Origin of the sequence: Lujinxingia vulgaris, from assembly GCF_007997005.1 — a bacterium.
Classification (GTDB): domain Bacteria; phylum Myxococcota_A; class Bradymonadia; order Bradymonadales; family Bradymonadaceae; genus Lujinxingia.
Window position 1 is genome coordinate 18,682 of record NZ_VOSL01000052.1, and the last position, 21,065, is coordinate 39,746.

The following is a 21,065-nucleotide window of genomic DNA, read 5'->3' on the forward strand; positions in this document are numbered from 1 at the left end:
ACCGACCCACGGTCACCTTTCTAATCGACCCACGGTCAACTTTGCGACCGACCCACGGTCACCGATCGATGAGGACTGACGTCATAAAAAACGCCCACCCGGAGCTCCGGGTGGGCGTTTTCTATACCTTCAAAAGCCGCGTCACAGAGGCGACCTTCGCACTTCGTACCGCGTCACAGAGGCGACCTGCGCACTTCGTACCGCGGCACAGAGGCGACCTTCGCACTTCGTACCGCGTCACAGAGGCGACCTTCGTACTCCCTACCGCCTCACACACACGACCCAACCCGGCGACCTCGCGCAACCAACATCGCCGAGCCCGGAGGCCTTAGCCTTCCTGAATCGCCGAGATCAGCGCCTGGGTGTAGGCCTTGGTGTTGGCCGTGCCGCCCAGATCGCCGGTGCGCGTCGAGGGGCTGGCCAGCGCCTTGGTGATCGCCTTCTCCAGCAACTTCCCTTCCGAGACGTAGCCCAGGTGGCCGAGCATCATGCCCGCCGAGCGCATCAGCGCGGTCGGGTTGGCGATGCCCTGCCCGGCGATATCCGGCGCGGTGCCGTGCACGGCTTCAAACATCGCCGCGCCCTCACCGATATTGGCGCCCGGGGTCAGTCCCAGCCCGCCGATCAGGCCGGCGGCCAGGTCCGAGAGGATGTCGCCAAAGAGGTTCTCGGTGACGATCACATCGAAACGCTCCGGACGAATCACCATCTGCATGCAGCAGTTGTCGACGATCATGTCTTCAAACTCGATGTCGTCGTACTCACGCGCAATCGTCTGACCGACCTCCAGCAGAAGCCCGTTGGACTCCTTGAGGATGTTGGCCTTGTGCACCAGCGTGACCTTCGAGCGGCCCTCGCGACGCGCATATTCAAACGCGTAGCGCACGATGCGCTCACAGGCCCAGCGCGTGATCAGGATGATCGTCTCGGCCGCCGCGCGGTTCGGCGGAATCACGTGCTCGATGCCCGCATAGGCACCCTCGGTGTTCTCACGCACGATCACCATATCCACGTTGGTGTCGGAGAAGCGCGTGGTCATCGCCGGCGAGATCTTGGCCGGACGCACGTTGGCGTACATGTCGAAGTGCTTGCGGATCGCCACGTTGATGCTGCGGAAACCGGTGCCGATCGGCGTCTCCAGCGGCCCTTTCAACACGCACTGGTTGCGGGCAATACTCAGGAGCGTCTCTTCGGGGAGCGGAGTGCCCAGATCCTTGTAGGCCCCGGAGCCGGCGCGCACCTCTTCCCACTCCAGATCGACCCCGAGGGCCTCGATCACCGAGACCGTCGCATCGACGATCTCCGGTCCAATCCCGTCACCGCGAATCAGGGACACTTTACGGCTCATGACAACTCCCTTGACGTGATCGCCGCGTTCTCTACGCGGCGTCATTGACCTTATTCGATAGCTTCATCGCGCGCGCCTGATGCGTCACAGCGCCTTTTTAAGGGGCGCGCGGCGGCGACACCATAGAAGAGCCCTGCCATCGGGGTCAATAGCCCCGAAAAAGCGCGCCCCGCGCGAACTTACCCCGGGCTCCCACACCCTCGCTCCTGCGGCATCCGAGCCGACCATGCGGCACGGAGTTTTTGGTGATGTGCGTCTCGGAATTACATTCATAGTATGAATAGTGATCTCGGCTCAATTCGGGGGGGGACCGGTTCGCGGTGCGCCCCGTGCGCCGACTTCTCACGCCGCAAAGGAGGTCCACCATGGCATGGTCCTGGGCACCCCGATGGCTGGTGATGCTGAGCCTGGTAGCGCTGGCCATCACCGCGTTCTCCGCACACGCACGCGCCGCCGAGCCGGCGAAACCCGATAAAACATCTGAGGCGCAGATCCAGCTGGTTGAAGACCGCGTCATCGAAGAACGTGAAAGCCAGACCCAGCCCAACGAAGGCACGCAACAGAGCGAACAAAAGACGATCATCACCGAGCCCGAGTCACCCAACTACATGGGCGTACTCGCCAGAAACGCCTTTCTGGGCGGCGTCACCGGCGGTCTGGTCGGCACCGGCGTCTACCTGCTCTCGGGCCGGGAATACTCCCCCTGGACCATCGCCTACTTCGCCGGCGGCGGCATCCTCGTCGGCACCGCAGCAGGTGCCGTCGAACTCATCGTACGCGAGGAGCGCAACGCCGACGCCCTGGCCGCCCGCCGCTACATGCTGGAGCGCGAACTTCCCAAAACGGTGCGCGTGCCCCTCTTACGCATCCAATTCTGAGACGCGCCAGGCACACGCCTGACCACGATCTTCTCGCCGGGCCGGGTCGCGCTCGCGCCACATCTCGGGCCCCGCCCCGTGCCGACCCGCCCGGCGCGTCGCCCTTGCTGACGTTGGAGGTACCCATGGCAACAACTTCTCTGGTTCGACTGCTCATCTCGCTGGTCCTGCTGCTCACCCTCGCGCTCACCTCGATCTGGACCTGGGCGCTACCCTCCTGATGGGGCGCCTCTCAACCTGGCGGCCGCAGCGATGGTTGTTTTGAGCCTCACATCGGGTTAGATCCGCGCGAAGATACGCCAACGCGCCCCCTCCCCGGGGCACTCACTGCGCCTGATCCCCCGAGCCCTTCGATGACCAAGCTTCCCATTGACGCCATCGCCCAACTCATTGAGACCGCCCAGCAGGAGCACGCGCTCAGCGACCGCGCCCTGGTCGCCGCCATCCAGCTCTTCTCGCGCACCGGCGATCTTCCGGCCGCCGCGAAAGAAGAAGAGAAGGTGGCCCGCGCCGTGCTCGCGGCCTCCTGGCTGCTCTTTGTGGCCGCGCCCCGCCGCGCCCCCCGCGCCTTTGTGACCGCGTCGATGCACCTGGAGCTTGTCAGCGCCGATGAGCGCGACTTCGACGCGATCTTTCCAGAACTTCGGGCGCTGCTCGCCGAAGACGCCCCGGCGCTTGATGAGACCTCGGGCGAAGCCTGGCTGAGCGCCTTTAGTAAGGCGGCCGACACCGACATCGACCTCCACGCCGATCTCGACACGCTGCAGTCCCGGGTCGATGCGCCGCTGGCCGTACTCCGAGAGCACCACGAAGCCTTCACCGCCTTTGTCAGCACCCAGATGGACGCCATCGTCGCCGGCTTCGACGAAGGCGTGCGCCGCGGCGAGCTCAGCGCGCTCGACGCCATCGACCTCCCGGAAGGCTTTGATCGCGACGACCCGAACGCCCTTCGCAACCTGGCCGATGAGCGCATGCAGCTTGGCGACGTCCAGTCGGCCGAGGCCCTGCTCTCCCGCTTCGTCGAGCTCAACCCCGAGGACATCGACGCGCTCGTCGAGCGAGGCATCGCCCGCGGCGCCCTCGAAGATCTGCGCGGCGCCCAGGACGACTTCGATCGCGCCCTTAAGCTCGACCCGACCTCGGTGGCCGCTCGCATCAACCGCGCGCTCACCCACCACGCGCTCGGCCAGGTCGAAGCCGCCATCGCCGACTACGACGCCGCCCTCGAACAGGTCGACGACGACGCCGACCTCTGGACCAACCGCGCCGTCGCCCGCTTTGCCAGCAACAACTTCTCCGGAGCCATGGCCGACCTCAACCGCGCGCTGGAGCTCAACGACCGCCACCTCATCGCCCTCTTTCAGCGCGGCAACGTGCGCCGGGTGCTAGGCGAGCTGGGCTACGCGCTGCAAGACTACGAGAAGGCCATTCAGATCAAGCCCGACTTCGTCGACGTCTACGCCGCCCGCGGCTACCTCTACCTCCAGCTCGAGGAGCCCCAGAAAGCCGCCGCCGACTTCGGGCTCGCCATCGGTTTTGAGCCCTCCGAGCCGATGCACTACTACAACCGCGCCCACGCCCGCCTGCTCGACCAGGACTTCAAAGGCGCCATCGCCGACTACGACGCCGCCCTGGAGCTCGCCCCCGACGATGTCGAAGCACTGGCCAACCGCGGCGGCGCCCGCATGATCGACGGCGACCTGGAAGGCGCCATTGAGGATTGGGAGCGCGCCATCGAGATCGATCCCTACTACCCCACGCCCTACCTCAAGCGCGCCGCGATGTGGATCGCTGCCGAAGAAAACGAACAGGCCGCAAGCGACCTGGCCGCCGCCCTGGAGTGCGCCCCCGAGAACTGGGAGCACCGAAAGGACGTGCAGGAAACCCTCGACGAGATCCTCGCCGAGCTGGGCTTCGACGCGCCTAACTGAGCCGGGTAAACGCCTCAGTCACAGCTCGCCACCCGCAAAAAAGCCGCCCGAAGGGGCGGCTTTTTTGATCAGCAAAACGCGTCGTACGCAGACGCCATCAGAACTTCGGCTTCATCGCCTGAAACGCCTCTCGCCCATCGCGGGTCGGCGTCTGCGGCAGCTGAGCGATGAGCGCTTCGATGCGCTCAATGCGATCATCGGCGTGAGGGTGGGTGAGCAAAAACTCGGGAAGCTGCGGCCCGTCGCCCTCGAGCTTTCTGAAGAAGGTCACAAAGCCGTGCGGGTCGTAATCCATACGCACCATATAACGCAGCCCCCACTCATCGGCGTCGCGCTCATGATCACGGCTGTACTTGAGCATAAAGCCCTGGGCGGCCACCGCCCCCACCAGCTGACCGAGCAGCCCGGGGTTCTGCCCCAGCGCGAGCTGCGCCAGCGCGTCGATGCCATAGGCCGTCACAAGACGCTGCGCGATATGGCGGCGCGTCACATGCGCCACCTCATGGGAGAGCACCGCCACAAGCTCCGACTCGCTCTCCATCGCCCGCAAGAGCCCGGAGTAGACGTAGATACCGCCGCCCGGGATCGCAAACGCGTTGATCTGCGAGGGGTCGTCGACCACCTTAAACCTGAACGCCAGCCCGCTTGGGCGGTTGGGCACCGCGCGCACCACCTGCTCACCGAGCTGCTGCACATAGCGCTGCACCTCGGCGTCCGGGTGCATCGTAAGCTCCTTCTCCAGCTCATCGGCCATCTGGCGGCCCATGGCCACCTCATCGCTGATCGGTACCAGCGCATCGGCCGCCGCCCGCCCCGGGGTGGTCGCACAACCCAGCGCGTTCACGCCCGACCCCAGCGTGAGCACCATCAACACCATCGTCATCCATCGTCGCATTGCTTCCTCCAGCCTCATCGAAGCCCGCTCCCGGGCCACACAGTCATTTAAAGACGCATCAAGCGCGTATAGATTTAATCAAGCAACGCGCGCCGACAACCTCGAAGGCCACTGGCCGTGGAATGCCGCCGCGTCTACCCTGCGTTTCTTACTCGCAACCCCGAGGTGCGCTTCCTCACACCGAGACGCGCCTCAACGCCCAACTTCGGAGAGAGCTATGTGTCTGATCTGCGTAGAGTTCGCAAAAGAACGCATGACCCCGCTTGAAGCCCGCCGCGCCCTTGGCGAGATGATCGAGGGCATGGAGCCCGAACACGTCGCCGAGGTCGAGGCGATGCTCACCGAGGCCGAAGAGGCTCAGGAAGACGAGGACTAGCCTCACCACACCTTACGGATCTTCATCCGGTGAACCTCCAGTCGCCAAAAAGCGCCGCGAAAGCGGCGCTTTTTTGTCGCACAAGCGTAAGAGCGTTGACGGGTGCAACGTCTTTCCCGTGAGTAGATTCTGTCCCTGCGCTGGTGAGCGTGCCCTCGATTGCAAGCGAACAGACGGACGCCCATCTACTACCGTCAATCGTATTTGACATCTACTATCGCCGCTCGTAAGATATGGGGCGGCACAGGTGACCGCCCCTCGTACCCTGATCTGGAGTTCATCGTGAAAGGCATCCGAATTCGACCCGAGCAACAGGGGCTTCGCACCTCGCTCTTCGACCTCGAAGCCGAGATTATGGAGATCGTCTGGGACGAAGGCTGGGAAGAATTCGCTGTAGCGGACGTCCACCGAATCCTCGAGACCCAGCGCGAGATCGCATACACGACGGTCATGACGACCATAAGCCGACTCTACGACAAAGACCTTTTAACGCGCCGCAAAGAAGGACGACGCTACCTCTACACCGCGATCATGAGCCGTACCGAGTTCATTGAGGCGATGACGCGAGAAGTATTGGAGAGCCTTCCACCGGTTGGACAGAAAGCGGCCATTGCTCTTCTCGTGGAGCGGGTCGCCCAGGCTGACCACGATGAGCTCGACCGCCTCGAAGCCTTGATCCGCAAGCGGAGAAAACACGATGAATGAAGTGTATTTCCCGCTGGCGGCAGTAGCGACGACCTTCTTTGTTGTGATCCCGTTGTTAACGCTCCTCTGCCGTGGAGCGCTGGCCTGGAGCCGTCGACGCACGTCGTCCTGGGCGAATTTTGGCTCCGAGACAACCTTTGGCTGGCTCGTTGCGCCAACTCTTCTGCCGATTTTATGGCTGACCTCGTCTGCATTGCATCAGAGTGAACCGGGCATCGCCGCAGATCCCTGTCTGATGGATCATGTGGCAACGACCTGTGTCGACACGTTTATGCTTCTGGGATTCATGCTGGCAGGCATCGTTTTGACCGTCGGCCTGCGGCTCTGGCGAGAGTGGCCACAAACACCGTTGCACCGCCTCGGTGATGCGCATGAACTGAGCCAACGCATTGGCTTGATCGCCAGAAACGATGCGTATTTGCGCTCGCTTCGCATCGCCGTAGTCGAACACTCCACCGAGCCCATTTTCACGCTCGGGCTCTTGCGGCCCATCGTCGTGATGGATGCGTGCTTTGTCAGAGACGCGGACGCCTCGATGTTGCGGGCCGCGCTCCTGCACGAGTATGCGCACATCACCGGGCTCGATACTCTGCGCAGCTTCATGATCAGGCTGTGTCTGAGCGTTAATCCAGCGGGATCGTTGCTCCAGGCAGACTTCGCTCGTTGGCGCAGCGCTCGAGAGGCGCTCTGCGATACAGAGGCCGTTCATCACGGCGGAGAACCCCTGGCGCTTGCCGAGAGCATCGTCAAGGCCGCCCGATTTCGCTGTGGCGCGCTGCTCCCAAACGCCGCTGCCTTATGCGGTGACAATGCGATCGCGCTTCGACTCCGAGTCACACTTCTACTCGACGGACCGCCTGCACCTGTAAAGACGTTGGGACATATCATCCTCCTGCTTACGGCCCTCGCCATCTTCGGCGTGCCTCATCTGGAGGGCTTCGGCCTGCTCGAACACTTCCACTTCGAAGTGGAGCGCGTGCTCCATCTCCACCAGTGACCTGAGGTTTGAATGCTCGACCTTTCTTTCGCGAAAAAAGTTGCGCGCCTTACTACTATCGCCGGTAGTACTTTACTCTTTTCGTGCGCCACAATCGACGCCGAAACCCAACTCCCTGAGCCCGGCAAATTCGCCCCGGCCGAGCTTACCCGGCCCTACGTACCGACCGGTGAGCCCGTTGATCCGTCTGCGGCCTCCGCGATGACACTTGAGGAGCTGCTCGTCTTCGCCGACAGCGAATCGCCGGCAATCCAAACCGTGTTGGCCCGCATGGGCATCGCTGATGCGCAGGTGAGCGGAGCGAAGATCCTTTTCCCGGACAATCCCGAGTTGAGTTTTGGTGTGGGGCAACGCCGCGCGGCTGGCGCGAGCGCTTTTGAGTTTGAAGCCTCCATTCAGCAGCGCCTCGAAATCGCCGGCGAACCCGGTCTTCGACTTGACGCTGCTCGGGACCAACAGAAGCTGCGAGAAGCCGATGTCCAAGAGGTTCGTTGGAGCGTGCATGTCGAGGTGCACAGACTCTTTGTGGATATTCTGCTTGTTCGCGAGCGACTGGAACAAGCCGAGCGCTTCGTCGAATTTGCCGAGTCCATGCGAGATATCGCCGCGCGCCAGGTCGAAGCGGGAGAGTCATCGCCACTGATCCTGCTCGTGGCCGAAGCGGACCTGGCGCAGACGCGCGAGGCCGTAATCGAAGCCAGACGCTCGCTGGAGGGGCTCACCACTCGCCTTGCCGCCGTGATCGGGTGGCCGCAACTCGAACTCCCCCCTGTTGAGGGCACACTGCCACCGCTCCGTGCCGCACCGAATCCCTCCGACTTACTCACGTTGATGGCCGAGCATCATCCGGAGCTCCGCACACGCGAGCTTGCGGTGCTCGCCGAGCAAAGTCGTCTGGCGCTCGAGCATCGCGAAGCCTGGCCCGAGCCCACGCTCGGACTTTCGTTCGGTCGCGAGGCCGCACTCGGCCCGGAGGCGGGCACCAACCTGTGGCTCATTAACATGAGCCTTCCCCTTCCCTTCTGGCGCAGAAATCAGGAGGGGCGAGCTCTGGCTCAAGCCAGACTTCAGATCGCCGACAGCGAGCGCGCTGCCACCGCAGCGAGATTGCGCGCGGAGCTGACCGAAGCGGCCATCGCAATGAACGCTGCGGCCGAACGCGTCACGCTTTATGAGACCAGCGTGGTTCCTCAACTCGAGGAGAACCTCGCCTTGCTGCAGCGCGCCTTCGAGTTGGGCGAGGTCGACGTGCATCAGGTCTCGCAAACCCGGGAGCGACTCCTTAACGCCACCGGTCAGTACATCGATGCGCGCATCACCTATTACGAAAGCGCCGCGATGCTTGAAGGACTCGTAGGCACAGAAATCTGGACCAACGACACCGAGAATACCCCATGAAAACACACCTACTACCCCTCATAGTATGTGCTCTGGTGATGGGAACGGGATGCGATACGTCCGTCCCCCCGGAGCACCCCGAGGAATCACATAAGTCCCACGCCGACCACGATGAGCACGAGGGTGAGGAGCACAACCATCAAGAACACGGCGCCGGCCATGAAGAGTCGGGCGCTGAAGCCGGTCATCCGGAAGAAAATCACGACGATGCGACCCACGACGAAGCATCGCACGCCGACGAAGAGTCCGTCGTCACACTATCGCCCGAGGCGCTGGAATCGAGCAGCATTGTCATAGGAAATGCAACAGCCGGCGTCGTAACGGGGGCCTTCGAAGTGCCCGCCGAGGTGCAACATAACCCCGACCTGGTGGCCCATATCAGCCCCCTTGTCGAGGGTCAGCTTCTCAGTGTGGACGCCCTTCTGGGCGACCGAGTCGACTCCGGAGACAAACTCGCGCGGCTCAGAAGCGTCGAGCTCGGACAGGCCCGCGCCGAGCTCAGCCGCACAACCTCCATGCGCAACGTCGCTGAGGAGAACCTCGCACGGCAGCGCCAACTTCGCGCCGAGAATATCAACTCCCAGCGCAGTCTTCTGGAAGCGGAGCTGGCCTACGAGCAAGCGGACGCCGAGCGCGACGCCGCGCTCTCTCGTCTCCGTGTCTTTGGTCTGGAAGGCGGCTCGGGACCGGATATGGCGCTGCTCAGCCCCATTGACGGGGTGGTCGTTGAGCGCCACGCCACCCGTGGTGAAAACGTCTCCCCTGACGACACCCTTTTTATCGTCGCGAACCTGTCACGCGTCTGGGTGATCGGGCGTGTCTACGAGCAGAACATCGCAGAAGTTGCCGAAGGCATGAACGCAACCCTCACCCTGAACGCCTATCCCGGACGCACCTGGACGGGAACCGTCGACTTCGTTGGAGCCCGACTCGATGAGGCCACACGCTCGTTGCCGATCCGCGTTGAGATCGACAACCCCAACGGGCTGTTGCGGCCAGGCCTCTTTGGCTCGTTACGGCTGGCGTCAGGGGAACCCAAGGGATCCAGCGTCGTCGTGCCGCTCTCGGCGGTGCAAACGCTCGACAACCGCACGGTGGTTTTTGTCTTTGGTGACGCTGAGGGCGAATTCGAGGCGCGCCCGGTCACGCTCGGCCGAGAAAGCGATGATCAAGCCGAGGTACTTGAGGGGCTCCAGCCAGGCACACCCATCGTGGTAGACGGAGCCTTCATCATCAAATCACAGCTGATGCGTGGCGAACTGGGTCACGGACACGCGCACTGAGGATACCATGGACCGCTTTGTAGCATTCTGTATACGGCATCGTTTCCTGGTCATCTTCGGCGTCTTGCTCGTCGGCGCACTCGGTGTGCGCGCCGCACAGCAGCTTCCGATCGATGCCGTGCCTGACGTCACCAATGTGCAGGTTCAGGTGCTTACCAACGCACCCTCTCTCGGACCTGTCGAAGTTGAGCACTACGTCACGGTCCCCGTGGAGACGGTGATGAGCGGGCTACCGCGGGTGGAGGAAGTACGCAGCCTCTCGCGTTTTGGCCTCTCCGCCGTCACGGTCGTTTTTGAGGAAGGTACCGATATCTACTTCGCCCGGCAGATGGTCTCCGAGCGACTCACTGAGGCTCGTGAGGCGATCCCGGAGGGCTATGGCTCGCCGGAGATGGGGCCGATCTCCACCGGGCTCGGCGAGATCTACCAGTTCGAAGTTCGTGGCGACCCGATGTGCCCTGAGGGAGGCCCTGACACCGAGTCTTGCTACACGCTGATGGAGCTGCGCACGATCCTCGACTGGTACGTCGCCTTTCAGTTGCGGCCGATTCCCGGCGTGGTGGAAGTCAACTCCTTCGGCGGCGAACTCAAGACGTATGAAGTCCAGGTCGATCCGGCGCGCCTCAATGCCCTTGGTCTGGCCCTGGGCGACGTCTTTGAGGCGCTGCAGGCCAATAATGCCAACGCCGGCGGCGGCTACATCGTTCGAGGCGGCGAGCAACGCGTGATCCGCGGTGAGGGCCTCATCACCAGTCTCGACGATGTTGGAAACGTGCGCGTGACAACGCGGCGCGACGGAACCGCCATCTACATCAAAGATATCGCCGAGGTGGCCTTCGCCCCGATGATTCGGCAGGGTGCGGTTACTCGAGACGGGCGCGGAGAGGTCGTCACCGCCTCGGTTATGATGCTCATGGGGGCAAACTCTGGGGAGGTCTCCAACGCGGTGCGCGAGCGTCTCGACGAGCTCGCGCTGGGGCTTCCCCCCGGCGTCACCATCGAGACCTACTACGACCGATCTGTGCTGGTAGACCGCACGATCCGCACCGTGGCCACGAATCTCATCGAAGGCGGCATCCTCGTCATCGTCGTGCTGCTGTTGATGCTGGGTAACCTGCGCGGTGGACTGCTGGTGGCCGCCGTCATCCCCATCTCGCTTCTGGTGACCTTTATCTCCATGCGCTACTTCGGCGTCTCGGGCAACCTGATGAGCCTGGGGGCGCTCGACTTCGGTCTGATCATCGACGGTGCCATCGTCGTCGTCGAGAACGTCTCCCGACGACTCTCCGAGAGCGGCGCAAAAGGCGACGAGGTCAAAGGCGAGGTAAGACGCGCCACCTCCCAGGTGATCCGACCGGTGCTCTTCGGTACGGCCATCATCATGATCGTCTACATCCCGATCCTCACATTGCAGGGGATTGAGGGGAAGATGTTCACCCCGATGGCGATCGCGGTGCTCTCGGCTCTTGCGGCAGCGCTGGTACTGGCCGTCACCTTTGTGCCGGCCGGAGCAAGCTGGCTCTTCCGACGAGGGTTGTCCGAGAAAGAGCCTTTCCTTGCCCGTGTCGCGCGTCGCCTCTACGACCCGGCGCTGCGCTTCGCGCTTCGCTTTCGCGCCTGGGTCATCGCAGGCGCGATCGCCGCGATGGCGCTCGGTGGCATTGTCGCGTCGACGATGGGGGCCGAGTTCATCCCCACCCTCGACGAGGGGGCCATCGCGATGCAGGCCGTTCGCCCCCCCTCCGTATCAATCGAAGAATCTGTGCAGGCCACCGGCCGCATTGAGCGTGCTCTGACTGCGGCCTTCCCCGATGAGATCGAAACGATCATCTCGCGCACCGGCCGCGCCGAGATCGCCACCGACCCCATGGGCGTGGAGATCTCCGATATTTACATCATGCTCGACCCCATCTCGGAGTGGACACGCGTTACATCCAAGACGGAGCTTGTCGCCGCGATCGAGGAAGAGCTTGAGCTACGTGTGCCCGGCCAGAACTACTCCTTCTCGCAGCCCATCGAGCTACGCACCAACGAACTTATCAGCGGCGTGCGCTCAGACATCGCGGTCAATCTCTACGGCCCTGACTTCGAGGAGCTTGAGCGCACCAGCGCCCGCGTCATGGAGGTGATCAACTCCATCGAAGGCGCCGCCGACGTGAACGTCGACCAGGTGGCCGGTCTCCCGGCGCTGCGAATCATCGTCGATCGCCAGGCGGCCGCGCGCTACGGCATCAATGCTGCCGAAGTGCTCGACGCGGTGTCTTCTATTGGCGGGCGTCAGGTGGGCGTGGTCTTTGAGGGGCAGCGGCGCTTTGCTCTGCAAGTTCGCCTCAAAGAGAGCGCTCGCGAGAACCCCGACGCCATCGAACGCATGCTCATCTCGGCCCCCGGCGGCCAACGCATTCCCCTGGGACAGGTCGCCCGGGTGATGCTCGACGAGGGCCCCGCTGTCGTCAGTCGTGAGAGCGCGCAGCGGCGCGTTACCATCCAGGTCAACGTGCGCGGGCGCGATATCGCCAGTTTTGTCAGCGAAGCGCAGGAGCGCCTGCGCGAAGAGGGCAACCTGCCCCCCGGATACTTCGTGACCTGGGGAGGGCAGTTCGAGAACCTCCAGGCCGCCACCTCTCGCCTGGCCCTCGCAGTACCCGCCGCGCTCCTGCTGATCTTCCTCCTCCTCTACACCACGTTTGGCTCCCTTCGCCCGGCGTTGATCATCTATTTGAACATCCCCATGGCGGCGGTCGGCGGGGTCCTCGCACTCTGGATACGCGGGATGCCCTTTTCGATCTCGGCTGCGGTCGGCTTTATCGCCCTCTCGGGCATCGCCGTGCTCAACGGCGTCGTGATGGTCACCTACATCCGCGATTTGCAACGCGAAGGACTCTCGTTGATGGACGCCACTGAGAAAGGTGCGCGACTTCGCCTCCGAGCCGTTCTGATGACCGCACTTACCGATGGTATCGGTTTCTTGCCCATGGCGATCTCTTCTACCGCCGGCGCAGAAGTGCAACGCCCCCTGGCCACAGTCGTGATCGGTGGCCTGGTGACGGCCACCGTGTTGACCCTGCTCGTACTCCCGGCAGTCTACAGTTTCCTCGGCGGCGACGTCCTGGATGAGGATGACGCTACGGACCACGATGACTTGGAGCGCCGAGCCACAAACACACCTCCGGCGTAAGCCTCGGTGATGAACAGGAAGTCCCATGACGGAAAAGTTGCGCCTGAAAATTCCCGTGTTGCTGCCCGAGGTCACCGATGAACGCGATCAATGCCTCACACGCATGGAGACCATGCTCGGCGACCAGGACGGCATCACCGAAGTTCATGTTGTCACCGATACCGCGCCCTCGACGTTGTGTATCCACTACGAGCCCGGCCGAATAAGCCTCCAGCGAGTTCGCGAGCTCGCGGAGGCTGCGGGTGCCCGGTTAACGAAAAAGTACGGGCATTTTCTGGCAAAAGTCTCGGAGACCTCCCATGTGGGGCGAGCGCGCAGCCGTGCTGAAAGACTCCGTAGCATCGAAGGGGTGCTGGAGGCCGAGGTCTCCGGCGCCGGTGGGCTCCGCGTCGAGTATGACCGCGATCGGGTTTCCGAGGAGGCTCTACGAGCGGCCATCGGTGAGCTCGGCCTTCATCTGAGTCACGAGTACGCCGAGCGCCGTCCTGGATCGCGACACGAACGTGCCGAGCACGTAGAGCACGACCACGGCGAAGACGCGCACCCGGAGCAAGAGTCCGAACACGCTCACCGGCACGGAAACTCGCGCGCCGAGCTCGGATTCGCCATCGCCTCGGGTGTCTTTCTTCTCATCGGATGGTTGCTCCCCAAACTCGTGGCTCTTCCTGCGGAATGGATGAACCTTCTTCCGCTCTGGGCGGCCTATGGCTTCGGGGGTTTCTTTACGGCGCGAGAAGCCTTCGAGCATATCCGAAACCGCACGTTTGAGATTGACTTCCTCATGCTCGTCGCTGCCATCGGTGCGGCGATTCTGGGCCAATGGGTTGAGGGTGGGCTGCTGCTCTTTCTGTTCAGCCTGGGCCACTCGCTGGAGCACTTCGCGATGGCCCGGGCCAGGCGCGCAATCGAGTCGCTCTCCGATCTGACGCCCCAGGACGCGACCGTGATTCGCAATGGCAGCGAACAGGTCATCTCGGTCGATGATCTTCAGGTCGGTGACCGTGTCCGCATCAAACCCAACAAACGCGTTCCGGCCGACGGCTTCGTCGTTGAGGGAGAGAGCGCAATCAATCAGGCGCCGGTCACCGGTGAGAGCGTGCCGGTGGACAAGCGACCGGTCGACGAGCCCGAACGTGCCGCAAAGCATCCCGAGAGCATCGCTCCGGAGCATCGTGTGTTTGCCGGAACCATCAATGGTGAGGGCGCGTTGACGGTTCAAGTGACCAAACGCTCCACAGATTCCGCGCTTGCCAGAGTGGTGCAAATGGTCACCGAAGCCGAGACGATGCGCTCACCCACCCAGGAGTTCACCGCAACATTTGAGCGCTACTTTGTGCCCTCGGTGCTCGCCCTTGTCGTCCTGCTACTCTTTGCGTTCATGGTGCTGGATGAGACCTTCTCCGAGAGCTTTTACCGCGCGATGGCAGTACTCGTTGCCGCAAGCCCCTGCGCGCTGGCCATCGCGACCCCCAGCGCGGTTCTCAGTAGCGTGGCTGCCGCTGGAAAGTCGGGCGTTCTCGTCAAAGGCGGCGCCCCGCTTGAGCATCTGGGACAGCTCAGCGCCATCGCCTTCGACAAAACGGGAACGCTGACCGAGGGCGAACCCCGAGTGACTTCGGTTGAGCCCTACCGTGACACAACCTCCGCGGAGTTGCTCTCCGTGGCCGTGGCCGTCGAACGGCTCAGCGACCACCCTCTGGCGGCAGCGATTGTTCGCCACGGTGAAGATAGCCCGGGTCAGGTGACATATGAGGCTCGCGAGCTCAAGAGCGTAACCGGCCGTGGTGTCCGCGCGCGTATCCAAGACGAGTGGGTACTCGTTGGCAAGGAAGAGCTCTTCGACGAGGCCGAGGGTGAGGCACTTCCCGACGATCTTCGCCAACGCGTGCGCGAGCTCGAAACATCCGGTCAGACCACGATGATCGTGCGACGTGGCGAGCGCTACCTCGGAGCAATTGGCCTGATGGATACCCCGCGTGAGACTGCGGCGGCCATGATCACACGACTTCGGGAACTGGGAATCACCCGCATGATCATGATCTCCGGTGACAACCAGTCCGTCGCCGATGCCGTCGCCAAACACGTCGGGCTGGACGAAGCTCGAGGCGATCTGATGCCCGACGACAAAGTCAGGTTCATCAAAGATCTCGCGGAGCACGGGAAGGTCGCTATGGTTGGCGACGGTGTCAACGACGCGCCCGCGATGGCCAACGCCACCGTGGGCATCGCCATGGGCGCCGCCGGCTCAGATACCGCCCTGGAGACCGCTCAGATCGCGCTGATGGCCGACGACCTGAGCAAACTTCCCTACGCCGTGGGGCTTAGTCGAAAGACCAGTGCCATTATTCGCCAGAACTTATGGATGAGCCTGGGCATGGTGGCCTTCCTGATCCCCGCCACACTTCTGGGATTGAACATCGGACCTGCTGTCGCGTTGCATGAAGGCTCGACGGTCGTTGTCGTCTTCAATGCGCTGCGACTGTTGGCCTACCGCGATTCACATTCCTGAAACTACACGGCAATGGCCGGTGCTTCGTTTGGGCGTGAGGCTAGGCTAGAACGAAAAAGGCGCCGCTCTCGCGGCGCCTTCTGGCGTTGCACGTGGATCACACACGTCGTTCACACGACATGCATGCTCGATCTTAGTCGCGCTTGAGCTTCTTGTACTTGATGCGACTCGGACGCAACGCCTCGGCGCCCAGGCGTTTGCGACGGTCGGCCTCATACTCGGAGTAGTTGCCGTTGAACCACACCACCTCACTGTCGCCCTCAAAGGCCAGAATGTGGGTGGCGATGCGGTCGAGGAACCAGCGATCGTGGCTGATCACCACCGCGCACCCGGCGAAGTCCAGCAGCGCCTCCTCCAGCGCACGCAGCGTATTCACATCGAGGTCGTTGGAAGGCTCATCGAGCAAGAGCACGTTGGAGCCCTCCTTAAGCACCTTCGCCAGATACACGCGGTTGCGCTCCCCACCGCTGAGCACGCCGGTCTTCTTCTGCTGGTCGCTGCCACCGAAGTTAAACCACGAGACATACTGGCGAGAGTTTACCGTGCGGTTGCCAAGCTCAATGACATCCTGACCGTCGCTGATCTCCTCCCACACCGACTTCTCCGGATCCAGCGGGCGGTTCTGGTCGATATAACCCAGCTTAACCGTCTCGCCGATGGAGATTTCCCCTTCATCAGGCGTCTCCTGACCGGTGATCATCCGGAAGAGCGTCGACTTACCGGCGCCATTAGGCCCGATGATGCCCACGATACCCCCGGGCGGCAGGTTGAAGCTCAGGTCTTCATAGAGCAATCGATCGCCAAAGCCCTTCATGATGCCTTCGGCGCGGATCACCGTATCACCCAGGCGAGGCCCCGGCGGAATGGAGATCTCCAGCTCCCGCTCTTTGGTCTGCTGCTGCTCGGCGACCATCTTCTCGTAGGCACTGATACGCGCCTTCGACTTGGCCTGGCGAGCCTTCGGCGAGGAGCGAATCCACTCCAACTCGGCGGCCAGCGCCTTCTGGCGCTTCGACTCGCTCTTCTCTTCCTGCGCCAGCCGCTTCTGCTTCTGCTCCAGCCACGAGGAGTAGTTGCCCTCAAAGGGAATGCCCTGGCCACGATCCAGCTCCAGGATCCAGCCGGCGACGTTGTCCAGGAAGTAACGATCGTGGGTCACGGCGATGACCGTCCCCTCGTACTGCGCCAGGTGCTGCTCCAGCCAGCCCACCGACTCGGCGTCGAGGTGGTTGGTCGGCTCGTCGAGCAGCAGCACGTCGGGCTCCTGCAAGAGCAGCCGACACAGCGCCACACGACGACGCTCCCCACCGCTGAGCACCTCGATCTTGGTATCGCCCGGCGGGCAGCGCAGCGCGTCCATCGCCATCTGCAGCTTGCTGTCGAGATCCCAGGCGTTGAGATGCTCGATCTTGTCCTGAAGTTTGGCCTGCTGCGCCATCAAGGCATCGAAATCGGCGTCGGGGTCAGCGAACTGCGCGCTGATCGCCTCATAGGCTTTGAGCAGGTCGACCGTCTCCTGAACGCCCTCCTCCACCACCTGCCGCACCGTGAGGTTCGGATCGAGCTCCGGCTCCTGATGCAGGTAACCAAAGCTGACGCCCTTATCGCGGTGAATCTCCCCCACGTAGTTGGGATCCTCACCGGCGATGATCTTCAAGAGCGTACTCTTACCGGAGCCGTTGAGGCCCAGCACACCGATCTTCGCGCCGTAAAAAAACGAGAGGTAGATATCTTTGAGAACCTGATGGTTCGGCGGATGAATCTTGCCAACACCGACCATCGAAAAAATGATCTTATTATCGCTCACCGGTCCAACCCTGGGCTGTAGTGATATGGCATGAACAGTCGGCTCGTCAGCGTGCGGCGAGCCCTCGAAGTTGGGCGGATTATGTGCGGGGTTCTTCGGCCTCGCAAGCCCCCAACGTCATGGTCGAGGTTGGCCTTACTTTTTGAGCCGCGCGGCGATCTCGGCGGCGCTCATCACCCCCTCGCTCTTGACCACCCGCACCCGCTTGAGCTCCGAGGGCGAGATGTCCCAGTTCTGCAGGGTGGTCTGCAAGTAGGCCGCGGCGATCGCCTCCACATCATCAGTCTCATCGATGGTCTCGGCGACCTCCTTGCGCACGATGCGCCGCGCGATGTCCGGGATCTGACGCTTGGCCTCGCGCCCATCCAGATACCCAACCAGATCGTTGGCCATGCGAAGCTGCTGAATGCCGGCGATGGTCACAATCTCCTGAAACGCGATCGCCAGCGGGCTCTGCGCAGCCAAAAGCGCCTCGAAACGATCGCGCGCAAGCCCGAGAATCACCACGTCATCGACCGCCCTCAACGTCGCTGAGCGCCGCGCGTCACGCAAAAGCGCAAGCTGCCCGAGCAGGCTCCCCTCTTCGACGCGGGCCAGCTGATAGATCTTCTCGTCCACCGCCCGCAGCACATCCACCCGCCCCGACGCCACCACAAAGGCCGCGCGTGCGGGCTCGCCCTGAAGACAAATGATCTCACCGGGCGCAAACTCCCGCGCCACACTCACCGTCTTGAGCACCTCCAGATCTCTGGCCGAGAACGGCTTGAGCGACCCGACCGCCTGCAAGGTCACCGCGCCCTGATGCGGGCGCCCCCGACTCATGTCGCTCTGCAACTGCGCCAGGCTGGGCTGGCGTGGCTGCGTGGGCGAGCGCTTAGTCGCCAGAAGATCCTCAATGCGCGCGTTCGTCCTCTCCAGCCGCTCCGCGACCCGGTCGGCCACCCCGCGCACCACACCCGAAAAAAGCGCCGGGGCGTTGGCATGCAGCGCGTTGAGCATGGTGCGAGAGAGCACCTTCACCTGGGAGTCGACCCGCGCCACCACACTCGCCGAACGCGGCGCCGGATCCAGGCAGCTCATCTCGCCAAAGACCTCGTGCAAGCCCAGCACCTTCACCTCGGTCTCATGGCCGCCGCGCACCACCCGCACGCTGAGCTCACCGGCGCTCACCACCGCCAGGTAGTCGCCGGCATCCCCCTGCTTGCAGACCACCTCGCCAGCCTTCAGGTCGCGAGTACGGAAGACCGGGGCCAGCATCGCGCGTTGCTCTTCGGTGAGCCGGAAAAACACCTCTGCCCGCGCCAACCACGACGTCTCTTGCGCTGAACCTGCCATGACTTCTCCTCTGCTTACCGGTCTGTGTTACGGTGCTGCCTCATCGTAGAGCGCGCGCGCCTCAACGTAAACAATTGTAACCCAGCGAGCCCAAACCATGTCCGACTCTCCGATTTTGCTCCTCGATGTGATGAGCACGCTTGTTTACGACCCTATCGCCCACGAGATCCCGAACTTCTTCGACCTCCCCCTGCCCAAACTCTTCGAGGTCAAGCACCCGACCGCCTGGGTGGACTTCGAGCATGGTGAGCTGGAGGAAGACGACTTCTACGACATCTTTTTGCCACCGCCCTACGGTCCGGTCGATGGTGAGCGCCTCAAAGCGGTGCTGCACGACGCCTACCGCTGGCTCGACGGCATCGAAGGGCTGCTCACCGATCTGCGCGAGGCCGACATTCAGATGCACACCCTCTCCAACTACCCGGTGTGGTACGAGGTCATTGAGTCCAGCCTCAACCTCTCGCGCTACCTGCCGTGGACGTTCGTCTCCTGCCACACCGGCGTTCGAAAGCCCCACCCCGATGCGTACCTGGGCGCGGCCTCGACCCTGGGAGTCGACCCGTCTCGCTGCATCTTCGTCGACGATCGCCTCAATAACTGCGAGGCCGCCCGCCGCACCGGCATGCGCGCCATCGTCTTTGAGAGCGCCTCACAACTGCGTGACGAGCTCGTGGCGCACGGGGTGCTTCAGCGCTGATCGCCCACGCGCAGCACCTGCTCATCGAGCTCCTCATCATCGCGGGCCATCAGCACCGCAGACTCCATAAAGCTCTGCAGCTGACGCACGTTCCCCGGCCAGCGGTACGTCTCCATCCAGCTCGCCAGGCTCGGGCCGATGCTGCGGCAAGCCGCGCTGTGGCGGTGCGTAAACTTCGCCAGGAAGATGCGCGCCAACGGCAGAATATCCTCACGGCGCTCGCGCAGCGGCGGGACCTCGAGCACTCCGGGCTTCAACAGCTGGTAGAGATCTTCGCGCAACACACCGCGCTCCCGAAGATCTTCCAGGTCGTGATGGGTGCTGGCGATCACCCGGGTCTCAATACGCCGACCCACGCCCTCACCGATACGTCGCACCTCCCGCTCCTGAATCACCCGCACGATCTTCCCCTGCATCATCGGCGAAAGCCGGTCGATCTCATCGAGGAAGACGGTGCCGTCGCGGGCCAGCTCGAAGATGCCCTCCCGCGGGGCCACCGCCCCGATGAGTTCGCTGGCCACACAGCCAAAGAGCTCAATATCGACAAGCTCCCGGGGCACCTCGGCGCAGTTCATACGAATGAGCATCCCGCCCTGGCGCCCGCCCAGATGATGCAGCGCCCGCGCCAGCAGCTCTTTGCCCGTTCCGGCCTCCCCGGTCATCAGCACCGGCTCACAGTCATCGACGCGCGCGTTCACCTGCTCGTAGACCTCGCGCATCGCCGCGCTCTCACAGACCAGATCTTTAAAGAGGTAATGACGCCGCTCTCGCTCACGGAAGTAGCGGTTCTCCTCGATGGCCTCGGCCAGCTCCTGGCGCAGCCGGCGTCGCTCCGCCAGCACCATCGCCGGCGCACCAAAAAGCGCGGCGTGCGGACTCAATGAGGCGCGCAGGGTCTCAATCGACGCCCCCACATGCCCGGAGGCAAAGAGCACCCCACAGCCCTGCTGACCATGACCAAAGGGCAGAAAGAGCTCCGCGCCCTCATCGTGATGATGGCGCCAGACCGCCTCCCCAAGCGTGATCAGATGCTCGCGCAGCTGTGGATCGCGCGCCAGAAGACTCGATAAGGGCGCAGCCATAGGCCCACCAGGGGCGCTCGCCACAACGTCTTCGGCGCCGTCACACCAGATCACGTCATGAAAGAACGTCTCCTCACCGGCCCACAAGATCGCCGCCGACGCGTCCACGCGTTCAAAGGTGTTCTGCTGCACCAACGCCTCCTCAAACGCGCGCAGCACCACGGCCCAGCCCGCGCCTTCGGCGATCTGGCGATGGAGCGAGAGCGAGGCGCGCGCGTCCGAGTCACGCAGGGTCTCCCCGGGGCTTAAGCTCACAACCTCCAGCTCACGTTGCCCCCCGAAAGAGGTCGCCACGATCTCCAGGCTGACGCCGGCATCCTGAAACTCCAGGCGATCACCAGCCTGCACCTCCCACCGCGCGACCTCGTCGTCGGGCAACGCCGGGGTCGCCAGCCTGTCGTCACGGTACAACGCCACCGCCTCGGGGGCGTGCCGCCAGATCAACTGTGGGCCTCCGGTTCCGTCATCGACCAGAGCCGCCCACTCCCAGCCCTCGGGACCACGCTCAATCGACACCCCGCCGGAGGCATCTGTCCAGAGGGAGACGCGCTCGCCCATCATCGCGTAACGCTCCTCGTGCCCCTCGCTCACCCATCGAAGTCGCCACGCCATCGCATCCACCTCATGCCAGGTTCACCGGGCGTCA

15 protein-coding genes are annotated in these 21,065 nt (G+C 63.3%); 10 read left to right on the top strand and 5 right to left on the bottom strand.

Going from position 1 to position 21,065, the window contains the following annotated elements:
• Window positions 1-328 precede the first annotated feature (328 nt).
• The gene (locus FRC96_RS11620) at window positions 329-1,348 is read right to left on the bottom strand and encodes an isocitrate/isopropylmalate dehydrogenase family protein (protein WP_146974662.1); all 1,020 of its coding nucleotides are present in this window, start codon (window positions 1,346-1,348) and stop codon (window positions 329-331) included.
• A gap of 365 nt (window positions 1,349-1,713) precedes the next feature.
• Here FRC96_RS11620 and FRC96_RS11625 point away from each other — a divergent pair, with 365 nt between their 5' ends.
• Window positions 1,714-2,226 carry a hypothetical protein gene (locus tag FRC96_RS11625; protein ID WP_146974663.1) on the top strand — a complete coding sequence of 171 codons (513 nt, stop codon included), beginning with the start codon at window positions 1,714-1,716 and terminating at the stop codon, window positions 2,224-2,226.
• Window positions 2,227-2,579: 353 nt separating this feature from the next.
• Window positions 2,580-4,157 (top strand): tetratricopeptide repeat protein, encoded by a 1,578-nt coding sequence (locus tag FRC96_RS11630; RefSeq protein WP_146974664.1) that lies wholly within the window; start codon window positions 2,580-2,582, stop codon window positions 4,155-4,157.
• A 97-nt stretch (window positions 4,158-4,254) separates the two neighbouring features.
• On the opposite strand, the gene FRC96_RS11635 is transcribed toward FRC96_RS11630, so the two are convergent.
• A complete protein-coding gene (locus FRC96_RS11635) occupies window positions 4,255-5,052 on the bottom strand; it encodes a M48 family metallopeptidase (RefSeq protein ID WP_230467689.1) in 798 nt (265 codons plus the stop codon).
• A gap of 217 nt (window positions 5,053-5,269) precedes the next feature.
• On the opposite strand from FRC96_RS11635, the gene FRC96_RS22125 reads away from it, so the two are divergent.
• The 7 genes from FRC96_RS22125 to FRC96_RS11665 all read left to right on the top strand — a co-directional run bounded on the left by FRC96_RS22125 (window position 5,270) and on the right by FRC96_RS11665 (window position 15,498).
• On the top strand, window positions 5,270-5,428 hold the full coding sequence (locus tag FRC96_RS22125; RefSeq protein ID WP_230470172.1) for a hypothetical protein: 159 nt from the start codon (window positions 5,270-5,272) through the stop codon (window positions 5,426-5,428).
• Between the two features lie 282 nt (window positions 5,429-5,710).
• Entirely contained in the window at window positions 5,711-6,133 is a 423-nt protein-coding gene (locus FRC96_RS11640) for a BlaI/MecI/CopY family transcriptional regulator (RefSeq protein WP_146974666.1), read from the top strand.
• Complete coding sequence (locus tag FRC96_RS11645; RefSeq protein WP_146974667.1) at window positions 6,126-7,130, top strand: M56 family metallopeptidase; 1,005 nt, start codon at window positions 6,126-6,128, stop codon at window positions 7,128-7,130. The genes FRC96_RS11640 and FRC96_RS11645 overlap by 8 nt, the downstream gene beginning before the upstream one ends.
• 12 nt (window positions 7,131-7,142) lie before the next feature.
• A complete protein-coding gene (locus FRC96_RS11650; RefSeq protein ID WP_146974668.1) occupies window positions 7,143-8,528 on the top strand; it encodes a TolC family protein in 1,386 nt (461 codons plus the stop codon).
• A 38-nt stretch (window positions 8,529-8,566) separates the two neighbouring features.
• Window positions 8,567-9,811, top strand: coding sequence for an efflux RND transporter periplasmic adaptor subunit (locus FRC96_RS11655; RefSeq protein WP_230470173.1), 1,245 nt, complete (start codon window positions 8,567-8,569; stop codon window positions 9,809-9,811).
• A gap of 7 nt (window positions 9,812-9,818) precedes the next feature.
• Complete coding sequence (locus FRC96_RS11660; RefSeq protein ID WP_146974670.1) at window positions 9,819-12,989, top strand: efflux RND transporter permease subunit; 3,171 nt, start codon at window positions 9,819-9,821, stop codon at window positions 12,987-12,989.
• Window positions 12,990-13,014: 25 nt separating this feature from the next.
• Entirely contained in the window at window positions 13,015-15,498 is a 2,484-nt protein-coding gene (locus FRC96_RS11665) for a heavy metal translocating P-type ATPase (protein WP_146974671.1), read from the top strand.
• A 133-nt stretch (window positions 15,499-15,631) separates the two neighbouring features.
• Here FRC96_RS11665 and ettA read toward each other — a convergent pair whose 3' ends face one another.
• Together ettA and FRC96_RS11675 are read right to left on the bottom strand one after the other, a co-directional pair.
• A complete protein-coding gene (gene ettA / locus FRC96_RS11670) occupies window positions 15,632-17,305 on the bottom strand; it encodes an energy-dependent translational throttle protein EttA (RefSeq protein WP_146974672.1) in 1,674 nt (557 codons plus the stop codon).
• Between the two features lie 135 nt (window positions 17,306-17,440).
• Entirely contained in the window at window positions 17,441-18,640 is a 1,200-nt protein-coding gene (locus FRC96_RS11675; RefSeq protein ID WP_146974673.1) for a cyclic nucleotide-binding domain-containing protein, read from the bottom strand.
• 97 nt (window positions 18,641-18,737) lie between these two features.
• On the opposite strand from FRC96_RS11675, the gene FRC96_RS11680 reads away from it, so the two are divergent.
• On the top strand, window positions 18,738-19,337 hold the full coding sequence (locus FRC96_RS11680) for an HAD-IA family hydrolase (protein ID WP_146974674.1): 600 nt from the start codon (window positions 18,738-18,740) through the stop codon (window positions 19,335-19,337).
• Here the strand turns inward: FRC96_RS11680 and FRC96_RS11685 are convergent.
• Complete coding sequence (locus tag FRC96_RS11685) at window positions 19,328-21,031, bottom strand: sigma 54-interacting transcriptional regulator (protein ID WP_146974675.1); 1,704 nt, start codon at window positions 21,029-21,031, stop codon at window positions 19,328-19,330. The genes FRC96_RS11680 and FRC96_RS11685 overlap by 10 nt on opposite strands.
• Window positions 21,032-21,065: the final 34 nt, after the last annotated feature.

What these genes read in the sequence shown, in the direction of transcription:
- FRC96_RS11685 (WP_146974675.1), bottom strand. Translation starts at nt 21,031, where the DNA reads ATGGCGTGGCGACTTCGATGGGTGAGCGAGGGGCACGAGGAGCGTTAC.
- FRC96_RS11635 (WP_230467689.1), bottom strand. Translation starts at nt 5,052, where the DNA reads ATGCGACGATGGATGACGATGGTGTTGATGGTGCTCACGCTGGGGTCG.
- FRC96_RS11665 (WP_146974671.1), top strand. Translation starts at nt 13,015, where the DNA reads ATGACGGAAAAGTTGCGCCTGAAAATTCCCGTGTTGCTGCCCGAGGTC.
- FRC96_RS11650 (WP_146974668.1), top strand. Translation starts at nt 7,143, where the DNA reads ATGCTCGACCTTTCTTTCGCGAAAAAAGTTGCGCGCCTTACTACTATC.
- FRC96_RS22125 (WP_230470172.1), top strand. Translation starts at nt 5,270, where the DNA reads ATGTGTCTGATCTGCGTAGAGTTCGCAAAAGAACGCATGACCCCGCTT.
- FRC96_RS11655 (WP_230470173.1), top strand. Translation starts at nt 8,567, where the DNA reads ATGGGAACGGGATGCGATACGTCCGTCCCCCCGGAGCACCCCGAGGAA.
- FRC96_RS11645 (WP_146974667.1), top strand. Translation starts at nt 6,126, where the DNA reads ATGAATGAAGTGTATTTCCCGCTGGCGGCAGTAGCGACGACCTTCTTT.
- FRC96_RS11625 (WP_146974663.1), top strand. Translation starts at nt 1,714, where the DNA reads ATGGCATGGTCCTGGGCACCCCGATGGCTGGTGATGCTGAGCCTGGTA.
- FRC96_RS11620 (WP_146974662.1), bottom strand. Translation starts at nt 1,348, where the DNA reads ATGAGCCGTAAAGTGTCCCTGATTCGCGGTGACGGGATTGGACCGGAG.
- FRC96_RS11660 (WP_146974670.1), top strand. Translation starts at nt 9,819, where the DNA reads ATGGACCGCTTTGTAGCATTCTGTATACGGCATCGTTTCCTGGTCATC.
- FRC96_RS11630 (WP_146974664.1), top strand. Translation starts at nt 2,580, where the DNA reads ATGACCAAGCTTCCCATTGACGCCATCGCCCAACTCATTGAGACCGCC.
- FRC96_RS11675 (WP_146974673.1), bottom strand. Translation starts at nt 18,640, where the DNA reads ATGGCAGGTTCAGCGCAAGAGACGTCGTGGTTGGCGCGGGCAGAGGTG.
- FRC96_RS11680 (WP_146974674.1), top strand. Translation starts at nt 18,738, where the DNA reads ATGTCCGACTCTCCGATTTTGCTCCTCGATGTGATGAGCACGCTTGTT.